We start from the raw sequence: 13,906 nt of genomic DNA, 5'->3' as shown, positions 1-13,906 counted from the left end.
GTTAAACTAAGTTTATCAAATTAACTCTATGTGATAGAGTAATGCGTGGTAGAGTAATTTTGGAGGTGTTCAAAATACGAAGCGACATTTTGCGTGGCCACGTGGATTCGATTATTTTACGTATATTAATGGATGGTGATTCTTACGGTTATGAAATCTCAAAAGAAATTAGTGACCGAACGCGTGAGAAATTTCAAATTAAAGAAGCCACTTTATACGCAGTTTTTCAAAGGCTGGAGAAAAAGGGGTTCATCAAAAGTTATTATGGCGATCGAAGCCACGGCGGAAAAAGAAAGTATTACACAATTACAGCTCGTGGAAAAATGTATTTAGACGAAATGATAGTGGAATGGAAAGAAATCAAGGAAATTATGGCAGTATTTTTGGAGGAGAGTGCAAATTGAGAAGAATTTATGAGTTTGTAGACAAGATTTTTGATGACGTACCGAACAGCGACCGAGCTTTACAAGTAAAAGAAGAGATTTTACTAGACATGGAAGAAAAAGTATATGATTTAATGGAGCAAGGAAAATCGCAAGAAGATGCCATCAACAAAGTATTAGTGGATTTTGGCGATATTGATGAAATCAAAGCAGAACTTAAAATCGGCGGCAGTAAAAAGCTAGCTTATGCAAGACTGAACTTAGATTTCGCCATTTGGGGAAGCATTTTATTCATCGCATTATTTATCTTTATTAACGTTTACTATACGCCAAACACAATTTGGTTTGTATACCCGACATTTGGCATTTTATGGTGGCCGCTATCGATGTTTTATTACTGGCACCGTAAGAAGGAGGAATTAAAATAATGGACAAAAGCACAAGAGGCTTCTTATTTATAAGTTGCTGCTTTATCATCGGTTTTCTGATTTTGCTAAATTTTCTAGTATTTCCGGGAGAAAACTGGTCAATTTATACAGCCGTTTTACTACTTTCACCAGCATATTTCTTTTTAGCAGACGGAAGCAAGCATTTGAGAAGCTATTCGCTCGTCACGAGTGTACTCATCATTGCCGTTTTAGCACTAACAAACTACTTTGAATCACCCGAATATGCTTGGATTTTATTCGCGATTCCTGCGATTCTCGCGTGGCCAATCATTATTTTTGGAGGAAAATATAGCGCCAAATTTGGTTACTCCTTCCTAATGAGTACGCTACTCGTCTTATGTTACATTGGCTTAAACATTTATTTCGAGCCGCGGTTCCCGTTTAGCATCTTCACCACTTTCGCGATTTACTGGTGGCCGCTATCTGTCGCACTCGCAAGATTCCCGCGTGCCTTTTCAGTTATTGGAACGATTTGGCTAACATTATTTTTTATCGTAACCAATTTTGTGACAACCGATGTGATTTGGTGTGTCTATCCTGTTTTCGCCGTATTATTTTGGCCACTATCGATGTTTTTCGCGCGCCACATCTTTACCTATTCCATTTTATGCACGATGTTAGTTAGCGCGTTCTTCATTGTTGTGAATTGGCTAACTACGCCAGAAATAATTTGGGCTATTTATCCCATTTTTGCAGTCATCTGGTGGCCGCTATCGATATACTTCTTTGTATATCGGCGCCGAAATGTGAAACAGAAATTTTCATAAGCTACCTAAGAACCGTCCTTTTGGATGGTTTTTATTTTGAAATATCGTGATAAATGAAAAAAACGTTTTTTTTTCATTTTCTTCTAATCTTTGAGTGATATACTCAAACGGTAACTATCATGAGAAAGTGAGAAAATTATGTTTAAAAATAAAAAAATTTGGATTGGGATTAGTTTTTTATGTGCGCTCTTTATTATGGCTATTTTATTTAAATCATCATCTGAAACTTACGAACAACAAACGCTTATTCCTTTTTTAGATCAGATTCTAGCAGGGCGACCGTTTGAAAATATTTTATCGCATATTTCATTTACATATGCGGGATCAGAAGTAAGTATTGCTGTAAAAGGCTACAGTGGATTCATTGAGTTTTTCCTTCGAAAAGGGGCTCACTTCTTTACTTATTTTATTATGGGAGGGGCTTTATTTCTCGGCGTGCGCGGCGTGACAAAGCAAAACAAATGGGCTTTTCCAGCTGGTCTCATTATTCCGCTCATTTTTGCCTCAACTGATGAGTACCATCAATATTTAACAGGCGGGCGAACACCGCTTTTGCAAGATGTAATGCTTGATTTTGTAGGGGCAACAATTGGAGTTGTGACCACCTTTTTTGTATTAAAACAATTGGAACATAAACGAAATTTAAAGAAAGAGGCCAACTAAGTTGACCTCACAAACTCTAAATTTAAGTAAAACAAAACGCAATCACACCATACCTGGACTGAGGACAAATGGTAAGATTTTAGGCAAAGCCGAGTACCGCACCGGAGCGTATTTGTATACGTGAGGAGTGGAACGCAGGTTTTAACGACGAAGATTGCCGTTTGTCCTCAGTCCAGAGGCCAACTAAGTTGGCCTCTTTTTTAATACATAGATTCGATGACAGGTTTTAATTTATCGATGACCAAACTGCTGCCACCACGACCTTTAACATCTTCTATCATGCCCAGGATTAAATAGTTGGGATTTTCTGCGTCGAAGGCATATAAAAAGCCGTTTTCAAGGCCATCTTCGCCTTGTTTTTGTTTTAATTCGGCTGTGCCCGTTTTAGCAGCAATTTTATGACTGGAATTTAATTTGTGGGCGGTGCCATTTGGATCCGATACTGTTTTAATAAGCGCATCTTTTACAAGATTTGCCGATTCTGCTTTGATGGCTTGTTTAGATTCAGCTTGTTTTGCATCGCTGGCTAATTTTGGATAGACCATTTTACCGCCATTCGCAATGGCCGTGTAGGCGACCGCTTGTTGAACAGGACTCATGAGCAATTCGCCTTGCCCGTATGAGGTGTCGGCTAATAAAATGTCGGAGTTTAATCCATCATTTGAAATTTGTGCGGGCTCCATTGAAAACGGTAAATCGAATTCTTGGTCAAAATCAAACTTTTTGAGACCAGTCGTCAAGCGATCCTTGCCAATTTCAAGGCCTTCTTGCGCAAAATAAATGTTGTCCGAATAGACGAGGGCGTCTGTCATGTTGACCGATGGCTTTTCATGAACGCGTGTCACAAAATAATTGCCCCATGAAGCGTCTTTTTGCCACTTAAGGCCATCAATTTGGCGTGTTTTATCTGGTGTTGTGACACCTAAGTCTAAGCCGATTCCCGCCGTAATCGTTTTAAACGTAGAACCGGGAGCGTAACGTGTCGCATAGCGCGCTAAAAACGGCGTGCGCTTGTCTTCGCTATATTTTTTGTAGTCGCTAGCGGAAATTCCAGCTGCCATTTTGTTTGCATCATATGAAGGTGTGCTAACGAGCGCTAATAAATCGCCACTTTGAGGGTTAATCATCGTGACCGCGCCAGCTTCATTTCCAAGGCTATCAAACGCTTTTTTCTGAATATCAGCGTCGATTGTTAGGTGAACGGGTTCACCGTCTTTACGTGCTACTTTTTGCAGTGTAGATTCTTGTTTGGTGCGGTCGTTAATAATTTTAATTTCGCCACCGTTTTTACCGCGGAGCTTTTTATCATAATAGCGTTCAAGACCCGTTTTTCCAATGATATCGCCAACATTTAACTGCGGATTTTTCTCAATATCTTCGGCGCTTACTTCACCGACGTAACCAATTAGATGGGCAGTCGCTTGGTTTAGCGGATAAGTTCGGAGCTCTTTTTGGGCATAGGCAAGGCCGGTTGATTCGGGTAAGTTGCCACTCAAAATGGTCTTGATGGGAACGAAACTATCAGCTTTAACCCATTTTTGTTCCAAAGCGTGGTTAATCTCTTCTGCTGGAACGTCAAGTTTTTGGCTAATGGCCATGATATTTTGCGTTTTTTCATCGCCTTCCCCAAGCTTTTCAGGGACCACACCTGCTTCATTGAAGTTGCCGATTGTCGCCAGTTTTTTCTGATTTCGGTCGAGAATATCGCCGCGTTTCGCTTCATCTGTCACAAGTCTAACTTTGTCATCTTTCACCATTCCAGGAAAAACAAGAGCGGGCACCCAGTCCACTTTCCATTCCTCATCTTCCTTAGAAATAGTCGATTTATAACTTTGGGTTTTGAGTTTTCCGAGGCTTGTTTGCATGTTTAAATCATAGGTCAAGTCATAAGTACGACTGTTCTCGCCTGGTGTAACTTGCAAGTTGTCCACTTGAACATCTTTGACCCCAAGACCACCAAAAACCGTGGTGTACTTTGTTTCCAAATCTTTTTTTGTGAAGTCTACGGCTTTTAATGATTTGGAAGTTACATATGTATCAAGCTTCGCATAGTTTTCCCGCGCAATTTGATTGGTGAACGCCACTGCCGCGTCTTTCGCTTTTTTATCCGCTGATTTATTTAACACGATAAAAAATGTGATTCCTCCGGCAATAAGTAACACGGCAAGAGCCGAAATGCCAATTATCCACCATTTCTTTCTACTAGTATTCATTTTTTTATCACCTCTATGAAAATTATTTTACATTTTATTCTTGCTCATGTCATACTTTTTTCTTATTTTATTGATAAATTGGAAGAATAAGAAAGGATGATGACTTTATGGAAGAACAAAATCAGATTACGTACTCTACAAAAACGCCGCAAAACAAATGGAAGATAGCGACGATTATTATTAGTGTATGTTCCATTATTGTAATTGCAATTTTAAGTTATATGCTCGTAACAACAAATACAGGAAATGATATGAACGGAACAATGCAACAACAAAATGGTGGTCCAGGCAACTTTGGTCAACAAAATGGAACGAGCCAAGAAGGCATGACACCGCCTGATGCGAATTCTGGTGCGACGCAAGACGGAGGAAGTTCAGACTCAGGAAATTCGAGTGATAGTAGTGATTCGTCCACATTTTAATAATTTTAATATAGCAGAATTGTGCATGAAAAAAGTAGTATTTTCCTAATCTTTAACAATTCTTATATGTTTTCAGTCTCTTTTTTTGATAATTTATTGTAAGATAAGGGTATCAAAGGATACTTGGAGTTAAAAATAGAGGTGAAAAATATGGCAAGACATGCTGAGCATAAGAAAGTTAGGAAAGGTCGCGTTTTTGGCACAATTCTGCTTTTGCTAGTTTTAGTACTATTAGTTTTTGGAGTTGTAGGCTTTTTTCAATATAAATCCAGCTTAAAAGAAGCGGAAGCAGACAATGCGTTAAAGGAATTTACATTTAATGGTGAGAAGCCTTCTGGTGATAGTGTAAACATTCTATTTATCGGTAGTGACTCGCGAGGTGAGGATCAAGGTCGTTCAGATTCACTAATGATTGCGCATTATGACAAAAAGAAGAAAGAGCCTAAAATTGTTTCGCTTATGCGCGATACATATGTAGATATTCCAGGACATGGCAAAAATAAAATCAATGCGGCTTATTCCTACGGTGGGCCAGAACTTGTGCGTCAAACGGTTAAGGAAAACTTCGGAATTGATTGCAATTACTACGTTGTGACAAGTTTTGAAAGCTTCCCGAAAGTCATTGATACGCTTTCGCCAGATGGGATTGAAATTGACGCGGAAAAAGATATGTCACAAAATATTGACGCTAACATAAAAGCCGGCAAGCAAAAAATGGACGGTCATACACTCCTTCAATATGCTCGCTTTAGAAAAGATGAAGAGGGCGATTTTGGACGGGTAAGACGCCAACAACAAGTGCTTGCGGCTGTGAAAGATCAGGCGATTACGGCAACGAGCGTGTTTAAATTACCGAGCGTGCTCGGCACTGTGCAAGGCTACACTACAACGGATTTACCGACTTCTCTTGTGCTTAAAACGGGGCTGGACTTCGCACTTGGCAGAACGTCTGACTTGGAGACACTCACAGTTCCTGTGAAGGGCACTTGGGAAAATCAGCGCATTTCGGGCGCTGGGGCGGTGCTGCGAATTGATATTGCGAAAAACGCAGCCGCGATTCAAGATTTCATCAAATAGGAGGTTATCATGAAACCTGAAATTGTCAAACAAGGGGATAAATTGATTTTTCGTGCGGTGCAAACAATTGATGCGCCGATGACTTCTTGCTTTGAGCTAGTATCTACGACGGAAGGTCTCGGAAAATGGTTTGCTGAACTCGAAATGGGGCAGCTTTCAGCGGACGGCTATTTGCTTTTTAAAATGACGGAAACCGAAAAAATTGAAATGCCTATTTTAGAATTCGAGGAAAATGTGGCGCTTGGTTTTGCTTGGGATAACGATGCGGTCTACTTTCGTTTTGCCCCGTTAAGCGAAAATGAAACGCAGCTTATTTTCACCGAAGAAATCGTGCAAGTAACCGATCATACGCCGCGCGACTTGGCTGGCTGGACAATCTGTCTTGATGCGTTCAAAAAAGCGCTTGAAGGTGAAGAATTTACGTTTGATAAAGCCTATTCTGACGTTTTGTATGAAGAATATCGAAAAAAATTAGTGGAGTGGCTTAATTAAGTCGCTTCACTCTTTTTTATTCCCAATCGTTCTCTTCCTATTAGGCGTGTTTATTTTGCAAAGTCCTGCAAAAAATTTAAAAAAGTATTTAAGTTCATGTATAATGGGTAAAGACAACATGAAAGGGAGTGGAAATTTTGAAAAAATGGAACTGGACTAGGATATTAGCCATTTTCGTACTTGTAACTTTATTAGTGTCAATTGTCTACGCTACGGTTAACTTAATTTTAACACCAGCCGACGCTTATCTTGGCGAAGGAGAAAAAACGCGCGGAGATTACACATTAATGATTTTACAATGTATTCTTGGTGTTGTCGTGCTCTTTTTACCATCTATGTTAAGTAAAAGAATGAAGTTCGAAATACCTGATGCGATGTATATTGTCTTTATAATTTTCCTTTATTGCGCTATTTATTTAGGTGAGGTACAAAGTTTTTATTACTTAATTCCAAATTGGGACACGATTTTACACACGTTTAGTGGTGCGATGCTCGGGGGACTTGGTTTTTCTATCGTCAACTTGCTAAACAATAACGAAAATGTTTCGTTAAACATGAGCCCGTTTTTCGTGGCACTGTTCGCGCTTAGTTTTGCAGTATTCCTTGGTGTTTTATGGGAATTCTATGAGTTCGGAGCCGATTCATTAGGCATGAACATGCAAAAAACAATGCTTGAAAATGGGACGCCGCTTGAAGGACATGCTGCAGTTGCGGATACAATGGGTGACCTATTTGTAGACTTCTTAGGTGCGCTCGTCATTTCGATAATTGGCTATATTTCGATACGCAAGAAAAAAGGCTGGATGTCGAAATTTGAATTTAAAAAAGTAGTCAAAAAATAACGGTTAGATGGCAAATGGTGAACTTCAAAATCTCTGAAGTTTACCATTTGCCTATTTTATAATGGGCACCTTTTTATCCGCTTTGCGAAGGATTTTGTTTAGAAATCTTGTTCACGTGGTAGTGATGCAAATAACGAGGGAAGGTGACCAAAATGAAACAAATCGTATTAAAAGCTAGACCTACAGGCAAACTGAGCGCAGATTTATTTGAGACAAAAGAAGTTCGTTTAAATGGCCTGCATGACGGGGAGTTACACTTGCAACTTGTTTACCTTTCTGTTGACCCCTATTTGCGCGGCAGAATGAATGCGGACTCGTCGAATATGCCACCATTTAAAATTGGGCAGCCTATGAAAAGCAGCGGCGTTTTGCGTGTGGTTCGCTCCGCTAGTCGCGATTTTGCGGAAGGCGATTTTGTGGTGGGGCAAGTTCCGTGGCAAGAGGAAGTCATTCTTTCTGAGGGGAAAGTGCGCAAAATTGATACGAGCGTTATTTCGGCGAAAGCGTATCTAGGCGTAATAGGAATGACTGGGCTAACGGCTTATTTTGGCTTACTCGATATTGGACAGCCAGAGAAAGATGAAACGGTTGTTGTGAGTGCGGCGGCGGGGGCAGTTGGGTCTACGGTCGGTCAAATTGCTCAAATTAAGGGCGCTCACGTAATTGGTATTACCGGTACGGACGATAAAGCGCGCTATTTAGTCAAAGAGATTGGGTTTAATGCGGCGGTGAATTATCGTGATCCGAATTTTGCCGAAAACTTGAAGCGGGCGTGTCCGAACGGAATTGATGTTTATTTTGAGAATGTTGGCGGCGAAATTAGTGACACTGTCTGGCCGCTCCTCAACAATTTTGCGCGTATTCCGGTGTGTGGTACGATTTCGAATTACAACTTGCCGGCAGAAGAAGATGTGGGGCCTCGCATTCAGCGCTATTTGATTCAAGCGAATGCGCGTATGCAAGCTTTTTCCGTGACAAATTATCAGGCGGATTATAAAGAGGCGACGAAACAGCTTGTTAAGTGGCTTGAGGAAGGGAAACTCACGCATAAGGAAACAGTTTTAAAAGGCTTTGACCAAATTGTTCCGGCATTTCTTTCATTATTTGAAGGGAAAAATATCGGGAAAATCATTGTGGAAATGGCCTAGCACTTGCTGGGCTTATTTTTAAGGAGGAAATTATGGCTTACGTTGATTTATCGCATACAATTGGGGGGCGCTCGCCTGTTTATCCGGGGGACAGTGCGACAAACATTGTGCAAACTCGTTTTTTTGAAAAAGATGGTTATGTGATTCATGAAGTGGAAACGAATTTGCATGTTGGAACGCATGTTGATATGCCGATGCACCTTGTGCCAGATGCTCGTTTTGCGGCGTCTTTTCCGGTCGAAGCATTTACTGGGAAGGCCGTCTTATTTGATGTGCGCGGGCTGTCAGAAATTGACTGGCAGACTCAATTTGAGTGCGTGAAACCGGGCGACATCGTTTTGTTTTACACGGGATTTGATGCTTATTACGGCGAAGAAAAATATTATACGCAGCATCCGATTTTAACGGAAAATTTGGCGAAGATGCTTGTGGAAAAGCAAATCAAGATGGTCGGAATCGACACCCCCTCGCCTGATTTTGCCCCGTTTATCGTGCATCAAACGCTACTTGCGGCAGGCATTTTTATTTTGGAGAACCTAACAAATTTACACGCCTTACTTTCAGCTCCCGAAGTCGAATTGCATGCGGTCCCGCTCAAAATTGAGGCTGAGGCAAGTATCGTTCGCGCGTACGCAAAAATCTAGTTTTAATCCAAATATATGACAAACCTAAAAATTGATAGTATGCTTTTTAAGAAGGGGGGATGTCAACATGAAGAAATTCGCACAGGAATTTAAAGATTTTGCACTGAAAGGAAATGTGCTCGATTTGGCAGTCGGTGTTGTAATCGGGGCTGCATTCGGAAAAATTGTGGCTTCGCTTGTCGACAACATTATTATGCCACTTGTTGGGATGATTTTAGGCGGTGTCAGCTTTGAAGACTTGCACGTTGTTGTAGGCTCTGCGGACTTAAAATACGGGTTGTTCATTCAATCTGTTGTTGATTTTGTCATCATCGCGCTCTCACTATTTATTTTTATCAAAGTCCTGATTGGTCTCTCGAAGCGTCGCGGCGAAGAAGAGGCAGAAGCACCAGTAGAAATTACCAAATCGGAAGAATATTTAAAAGAAATTCGCGATTTGTTGCAAAATAAGAAAGAGGTTTAACTTACATAAACGAGGTCACTCCTTTAGGAGTGACCTCGTTTTTTAGATTGAATTACATGAATCACACGTTCAAAGTCTTTTTTCGCTACTGGCGTATTTTGGTTGCCGTAAAGCCAATTTTCATAGGTTGTTGTTAGTTCTTGGAAGCCGTCAAGTTTTGCGCGTGCTGCAAAGGCAGATAATGTTTCGCTCGGTTCGCGAATGTATCCGTAATTTTTAAGCAGGTGTAGCAATTTGAGGTAGCTCGTTTCGAAAGTCCATTTTTCTTTTTGAATAGCACGCTTAAACCAGAAAAGCTGAATTTGTTTGCGGAAGATGAAAATCATCAAGGCAATCAAAACGGTTGTGCCAAAAATGCTCCAGAAAATCAGTCGCGGGTTGATGGCTGTTTTTTCAGTAGAAGTCGTATCTTTTTTTGTTTGAGTTTGTCCCGTATCCGTTCCTTGCTCGGCGTTTTTACGTTGTTCAGTGGTTTCTTCTTGAGCGCCTTTTTGCGTGTCCTCAGAACTACTTGGTGCGTCGCTTGTCACTTGACGCTCTTCAGTTGAATCAATGAATTCTTCTGGGTTTTGGAAAGTTGCTGTCGGTTCAAATGGTACCCAGCCTGTTCCCGGGAAATAGACTTCTGGCCAAGAATGGGCGTTATTATTTTTGACGGAATAGAGCGTTTTATTGTTTTCGCTACGAATTTCATCACCAGAAGTAAACCCTTTTGAAAAACGTGCTGGAATGCCGAGCGTACGTAGCATAACGACCATTGAGGTAGAAAAATTATCACAGTAACCGACTTTCGTTTCAAACAAAAACTGATCGACATAATCCGCATCTTGCGGTGTTGTTTTGGCATCTTCCGTACTGTATCTGAATCCACCTGTGAAACTTAAATAGTTTTCAATTGCTTTCACTTGGTCATACGTTGTGTCCGCATTTTTTGTTACTTTTTCCGCTAGATTGCCCACACGTTTTGGCAATTCAGTTGGAAGTTGCGTATAAGCCGCCAAAAATTGGTCGGAAAGCTCGTTGAATTTCGCCGCTTTCATCAATTTTAGATCGTAAACGGGCTCAGCCACGCTCATCGAATAGCTCCTAATTTTCGCCGCAGGAGTCACTTTTTCGGTACTATCGGAAAGGGCAAAAGTCACTTCTTTACTGTTAAAAAAGGAATGTGTTCCATATGTGTAGACGAGATAATCGTTCGCGTTATCAAATTGGACGTCGAGCGTACTTTCCTTTGATTGATACTTGTCCGCTAACGCTAACGGGAAAGCTTCGGCGTCTTTGAAGTTTTCTACGTCAGTACGATTAGAAGTTGCCCAACCACGTCCAGTGTAGGCGCGTTTCGTCTCCACGCGGTAATAATGTTCTTTTTCAGCCCATACTTGGAAAACTTGCGAATGATCAGGCTTTAAAGCGCCGCCAAGTTCGGAGTCGTCCTCACTATAGCCGACCGTACGTGTTGTATTCATACCAAGTGATTCGCGAATATAGGGAACCGGATCATTAAAAACCGGTTTTTGCTGTGGGAACAGCAAGGCGCTACCTAAAAATACCCCTAAAAGTGCAATAAGGGCCACGTGATAAAATATCGGACGCTTTTTGTCTGTCAATCCGCTTAATCGATTCGGCGTCTCCAGTCGTTTGGACAGCGCAAAATGAAGCAGCAAGAAGCCAATAATGACGGTTCGCACTAAAGCCATTTGACCGGCGTATTCAGTAAATGTGTTGACGACGGCGATGTAGGCCACGGTTAACGCAAGCACGCTCATAATCCGCTGTTTTTTCAAAAGTGTAAAGCTTGTAATGTAGTTAAGAAGCCAAATGGCGACAAAGAAAATGAGTGTGATGAACGCCATGCTAATATCGTAGGCGTTGAAAGCAAATAGGTCGCGGAAGCCAGACTGAATAATTTGCACGAACGTGCTTAAAAAGCCGAGTTCAAATGGATGTCCGTCATTGAAGTAAATCCCCATCAAGAAGTAAATGAGCAAAAGATGGAGCGGTAAGGTCGCATAAAAGCGCCAGCCGAGGAAAAACATGCCAAGTGAAAGCGCGACGTAAATAATCATGTAGAGCGGGTTGGTTAAATTTGTAAGGAAAATGAACGGATAAACCCATTCTGAAATGAGCAAGATGGACAAAATGTAGAGGATAATCGTCAGCAACTTTGCACGCATCACACGCCACCCCCCGACTCAAGCGAATCTTTCCGCAAGTAAATAGCGTTTTGGGAGAGCTCTTGTTTGTCTAAAATGGAGATTAGCGTCATTCGCCAATTGGACTTACTTGCCACCTGAAGTAGCGCATTTGAAATGACCGGCGCAAAAATAAACGCGTCCTTCTGCCATTTTAGTAGCGCCTGCAATTCTTGCATTAAAACCGCTTCATCAAGCGGCTCCAATTCAGCAAACACATGGGACATCTCAGCGATGCGATTTTTATCACGGCTAAAGTCAAACGAACGGCCATTTTCGCCTAAGATGGTGATGCGCACTTCAGCGCCGTCTTCGAGCATTTTACGCGAAAAAGAATAAGCCGCACGTAAGGCGTGTTCAAAATTTTCATGGACGCTACCGAAAAAAATAATTTGCATTTTATGCGCGCTACTATTTTCAAATTCACGTGTCATCATCGTGTTTGTTTTGGCCGTACTTTTCCAGTCAATCCATGTCATTCTGTCACCGGGAATGAATTCGCGCAAACTGTGAAGAGAGTCGTTCTTATGCAAAGTCCAGTACGGCGCGTTTGCATCTCGGTCAGGATTCGCCGCACCAAGTTTTTGCAAAATATTCGGAAAGTAAGTTGGATAAATCGTCACATGCTCTTCCTCACCAATTTGCGAGCTCCGTTCAATTAAACCAAATGCGTCACTTGTTTCAGCCGTGATGGTCGAAAAAGTGTGACGTCCTCGTGTTGCACGAAATGGTTTAATGGCGACTTCAACATTTTTTTTGAAAAAAGGATAGAGGGTTTGTTGGCGCGCATGATGGGCACCAAAAGAAGCTGGTATTTTTTGTTCAATAAGCAAATAGCCAACCGGAAATCGACTTTTACGACTAAAATGAAGCTTCATTTGCACAAAATCCCCGTCAAAATATTCCTTTTTTGGAAAAACACGATGAACGTGCCAATTTTTAAGACGATACACCGCCGAAAAAATTAAAAAGAGCATGACAATTGAAAAGAAATATGTTAAAAACCAGCTCGCTGTATCACCTTGAAATAAAGTGTATGTAATAAGCGCCGCATAGAGGAGGAGAAGCATCAACCACCTAGAAAAAAGCAGCAGCCTAGTTCTAAGCATGAGAAGACCTCTTTTCAACTGGAATTGGAACGGAATTTAGCACATCTTGAATGACATCAGCTTGCTTGACAGCTTGATAAGTCGCTTCAGGCGTGAGTAACAACCGATGTTCAAAAACAAATGGCGCCAAATATTTAATATCATCAGGCATGACAAATTCGCGTCCTTTAAGAAAGGCATAACTTTTAGCTGCCATCATCATCGCAATCGTTCCACGCGGACTAACGCCAAGCGAAACCGCAAAATGGGCACGAGTCGCATGGACCAAATCCACAATATATTGCTTCAATTCCGTACTAATTTGTGTCGCTTGACTTGCTTTTTTTAAACTTAAAAGATCGGTTAAATGAATCACTGCTTCCGCTTCCAGCAGAGTGTCCTCGCTTTGTTTCTCAGAAAGAAGCGCAAGTTCTTCCTCCGCGCTTGGGTAGCCCATTTCAATTTTCAAAAGAAAACGGTCGAGCTGTGCTTCAGGTAGCGTATACGTTCCTTCATATTCAATCGGATTTTGTGTGGCCATAACAAAAAACGGGTCAGCAAGTGGTCTTGTAACCCCATCAACCGTAACGCTTTTTTCAGCCATGCCTTCTAATAGGGCGGCTTGCGTTCTAGGCGCGGTGCGATTAATTTCATCAGCTAAAATGATGTTCCCCGTAATCGGTCCCGGACGAAATTCAAATTCGCGTGTTTCGGGATTAAATACGGAAATACCTGTCACGTCAGAAGGCAACAAATCAGGCGTAAACTGGATGCGCTTGAAATTCACATCTACTGATTTAGCAAGCGTGCGCACAAGCATTGTTTTTCCAACGCCTGGAACATCTTCAATTAAAACATGCCCGCCAGCAAAAAGTGCCGTTAAACTTAATTCAATAACGTGGCGTTTTCCCACGATAACTTTTTCAACTTCGGAAATAATTTGCTCAATTTGATTAAATGGTGAAGTCATTACAAAGGCCCCCATTTCATTTTTACTAATAAAATAAGTATATGCTACTATGATATTGATGTAAAAGAATTTTAATTTAATTTTTTCTAAAGA

15 protein-coding genes are annotated in these 13,906 nt (G+C 41.2%); 11 read left to right on the top strand and 4 right to left on the bottom strand.

The window, feature by feature from the left end:
- Window positions 1–41: 41 nt before the first annotated feature.
- The 4 genes from BN1609_RS05625 (at window position 42) to BN1609_RS05610 (ending at window position 2,262) form a co-directional block, all read left to right on the top strand.
- Entirely contained in the window at window positions 42–404 is a 363-nt protein-coding gene (locus tag BN1609_RS05625) for a PadR family transcriptional regulator (protein ID WP_088810198.1), read from the top strand.
- Window positions 401–811, top strand: a complete 411-nt coding sequence (locus BN1609_RS05620; protein ID WP_088810199.1) for a permease prefix domain 1-containing protein — start codon at window positions 401–403, stop codon at window positions 809–811. Before BN1609_RS05625 ends, BN1609_RS05620 begins: the two co-directional genes overlap by 4 nt.
- Window positions 811–1,599, top strand: coding sequence for a hypothetical protein (locus BN1609_RS05615; RefSeq protein ID WP_088840616.1), 789 nt, complete (start codon window positions 811–813; stop codon window positions 1,597–1,599). Before BN1609_RS05620 ends, BN1609_RS05615 begins: the two co-directional genes overlap by 1 nt.
- A 138-nt stretch (window positions 1,600–1,737) precedes the next feature.
- Entirely contained in the window at window positions 1,738–2,262 is a 525-nt protein-coding gene (locus tag BN1609_RS05610) for a VanZ family protein (RefSeq protein ID WP_088840615.1), read from the top strand.
- A 200-nt stretch (window positions 2,263–2,462) separates the two neighbouring features.
- Here BN1609_RS05610 and BN1609_RS05605 read toward each other — a convergent pair whose 3' ends face one another.
- Complete coding sequence (locus tag BN1609_RS05605; protein ID WP_088825329.1) at window positions 2,463–4,475, bottom strand: penicillin-binding transpeptidase domain-containing protein; 2,013 nt, start codon at window positions 4,473–4,475, stop codon at window positions 2,463–2,465.
- Window positions 4,476–4,582: 107 nt separating this feature from the next.
- Here BN1609_RS05605 and BN1609_RS05600 point away from each other — a divergent pair, with 107 nt between their 5' ends.
- From BN1609_RS05600 to mscL, 7 genes are all read left to right on the top strand, one after another.
- A complete protein-coding gene (locus BN1609_RS05600; protein WP_088810203.1) occupies window positions 4,583–4,897 on the top strand; it encodes a hypothetical protein in 315 nt (104 codons plus the stop codon).
- A 150-nt stretch (window positions 4,898–5,047) separates the two neighbouring features.
- On the top strand, window positions 5,048–5,974 hold the full coding sequence (locus BN1609_RS05595; RefSeq protein ID WP_088840614.1) for an LCP family protein: 927 nt from the start codon (window positions 5,048–5,050) through the stop codon (window positions 5,972–5,974).
- A 9-nt stretch (window positions 5,975–5,983) separates the two neighbouring features.
- Window positions 5,984–6,466, top strand: coding sequence for an ATPase (locus BN1609_RS05590; protein ID WP_088840613.1), 483 nt, complete (start codon window positions 5,984–5,986; stop codon window positions 6,464–6,466).
- Window positions 6,467–6,603: 137 nt separating this feature from the next.
- The gene (locus tag BN1609_RS05585; RefSeq protein ID WP_244169936.1) at window positions 6,604–7,308 is read left to right on the top strand and encodes a hypothetical protein; all 705 of its coding nucleotides are present in this window, start codon (window positions 6,604–6,606) and stop codon (window positions 7,306–7,308) included.
- Window positions 7,309–7,460: 152 nt separating this feature from the next.
- The gene (locus BN1609_RS05580; protein ID WP_088810210.1) at window positions 7,461–8,456 is read left to right on the top strand and encodes an NADP-dependent oxidoreductase; all 996 of its coding nucleotides are present in this window, start codon (window positions 7,461–7,463) and stop codon (window positions 8,454–8,456) included.
- 32 nt (window positions 8,457–8,488) lie between these two features.
- A complete protein-coding gene (locus BN1609_RS05575) occupies window positions 8,489–9,100 on the top strand; it encodes a cyclase family protein (protein WP_088840612.1) in 612 nt (203 codons plus the stop codon).
- A gap of 67 nt (window positions 9,101–9,167) precedes the next feature.
- Window positions 9,168–9,563, top strand: coding sequence for a large-conductance mechanosensitive channel protein MscL (gene mscL / locus BN1609_RS05570; protein WP_088810213.1), 396 nt, complete (start codon window positions 9,168–9,170; stop codon window positions 9,561–9,563).
- A gap of 23 nt (window positions 9,564–9,586) precedes the next feature.
- On the opposite strand, the gene BN1609_RS05565 is transcribed toward mscL, so the two are convergent.
- The 3 genes from BN1609_RS05565 to BN1609_RS05555 are packed head-to-tail and all read right to left on the bottom strand — an operon-like array spanning window position 9,587 to window position 13,813.
- Window positions 9,587–11,737, bottom strand: coding sequence for a transglutaminase domain-containing protein (locus tag BN1609_RS05565; RefSeq protein ID WP_088840611.1), 2,151 nt, complete (start codon window positions 11,735–11,737; stop codon window positions 9,587–9,589).
- Window positions 11,737–12,864, bottom strand: coding sequence for a DUF58 domain-containing protein (locus BN1609_RS05560; RefSeq protein WP_088810216.1), 1,128 nt, complete (start codon window positions 12,862–12,864; stop codon window positions 11,737–11,739). Before BN1609_RS05560 ends, BN1609_RS05565 begins: the two co-directional genes overlap by 1 nt.
- Window positions 12,857–13,813 (bottom strand): MoxR family ATPase, encoded by a 957-nt coding sequence (locus BN1609_RS05555; protein ID WP_088810218.1) that lies wholly within the window; start codon window positions 13,811–13,813, stop codon window positions 12,857–12,859. The genes BN1609_RS05560 and BN1609_RS05555 overlap by 8 nt, the downstream gene beginning before the upstream one ends.
- Window positions 13,814–13,906: the final 93 nt, after the last annotated feature.

Source organism: Listeria sp. ILCC797 (genome assembly GCF_900186185.1).
Lineage (GTDB): Bacteria > Bacillota > Bacilli > Lactobacillales > Listeriaceae > Listeria > Listeria goaensis.
This window is presented reverse-complemented; position numbering and strand designations above follow the sequence as displayed.

What these genes read in the sequence shown, in the direction of transcription:
- BN1609_RS05580 (WP_088810210.1), top strand. Translation starts at nt 7,461, where the DNA reads ATGAAACAAATCGTATTAAAAGCTAGACCTACAGGCAAACTGAGCGCA.
- BN1609_RS05615 (WP_088840616.1), top strand. Translation starts at nt 811, where the DNA reads ATGGACAAAAGCACAAGAGGCTTCTTATTTATAAGTTGCTGCTTTATC.
- BN1609_RS05605 (WP_088825329.1), bottom strand. Translation starts at nt 4,475, where the DNA reads ATGAATACTAGTAGAAAGAAATGGTGGATAATTGGCATTTCGGCTCTT.
- mscL (WP_088810213.1), top strand. Translation starts at nt 9,168, where the DNA reads ATGAAGAAATTCGCACAGGAATTTAAAGATTTTGCACTGAAAGGAAAT.
- BN1609_RS05595 (WP_088840614.1), top strand. Translation starts at nt 5,048, where the DNA reads ATGGCAAGACATGCTGAGCATAAGAAAGTTAGGAAAGGTCGCGTTTTT.
- BN1609_RS05555 (WP_088810218.1), bottom strand. Translation starts at nt 13,813, where the DNA reads ATGACTTCACCATTTAATCAAATTGAGCAAATTATTTCCGAAGTTGAA.
- BN1609_RS05610 (WP_088840615.1), top strand. Translation starts at nt 1,738, where the DNA reads ATGTTTAAAAATAAAAAAATTTGGATTGGGATTAGTTTTTTATGTGCG.
- BN1609_RS05575 (WP_088840612.1), top strand. Translation starts at nt 8,489, where the DNA reads ATGGCTTACGTTGATTTATCGCATACAATTGGGGGGCGCTCGCCTGTT.
- BN1609_RS05590 (WP_088840613.1), top strand. Translation starts at nt 5,984, where the DNA reads ATGAAACCTGAAATTGTCAAACAAGGGGATAAATTGATTTTTCGTGCG.
- BN1609_RS05600 (WP_088810203.1), top strand. Translation starts at nt 4,583, where the DNA reads ATGGAAGAACAAAATCAGATTACGTACTCTACAAAAACGCCGCAAAAC.
- BN1609_RS05560 (WP_088810216.1), bottom strand. Translation starts at nt 12,864, where the DNA reads ATGCTTAGAACTAGGCTGCTGCTTTTTTCTAGGTGGTTGATGCTTCTC.
- BN1609_RS05625 (WP_088810198.1), top strand. Translation starts at nt 42, where the DNA reads ATGCGTGGTAGAGTAATTTTGGAGGTGTTCAAAATACGAAGCGACATT.
- BN1609_RS05565 (WP_088840611.1), bottom strand. Translation starts at nt 11,737, where the DNA reads ATGCGTGCAAAGTTGCTGACGATTATCCTCTACATTTTGTCCATCTTG.